This is a genomic window from Aeromicrobium phragmitis (assembly GCF_003674095.1).
In the GTDB taxonomy this organism is placed as follows: Bacteria; Actinomycetota; Actinomycetes; order Propionibacteriales; family Nocardioidaceae; genus Aeromicrobium; species Aeromicrobium phragmitis.
In genome coordinates, this window is the sequence record NZ_RDBF01000276.1 from 1 (window position 1) to 300 (window position 300).

The 300-nt window shown below is 73.0% G+C and carries 1 protein-coding gene; it reads left to right on the plus strand.

From position 1 onward, the window contains the following. On the plus strand, positions 1-300 hold a 300-nt coding region (locus tag D9V41_RS17325), incomplete at both ends, for a CoA transferase subunit A (RefSeq protein ID WP_121795650.1).

Sequence of the window (300 nt, forward strand, 5' to 3'; positions counted from 1 at the left end):
CTCGCCGAGCGCATGCGCGCCGCCGGTGCCGGGATCGGTGCCTTCTACTGCCCCACCGGGGTCGGCACGCCGCTCGCCGAGGGCAAGGAGCGACGCACGATCGACGGCCGCGACTACGTGCTGGAGTACCCGATCCAGGGCGACTACGCCCTCATCGGCGCGCAGACGGCCGACCCGATGGGCAACCTGCTGTACCGCAAGACCGCCCGCAACTTCGGGCCGGTGATGGCCACCGCGGCCCGCACCACGATCGTCGAGGTCCGCGAGACCGTCGGGCTCGGCGAGATCGACCCCGAGGCC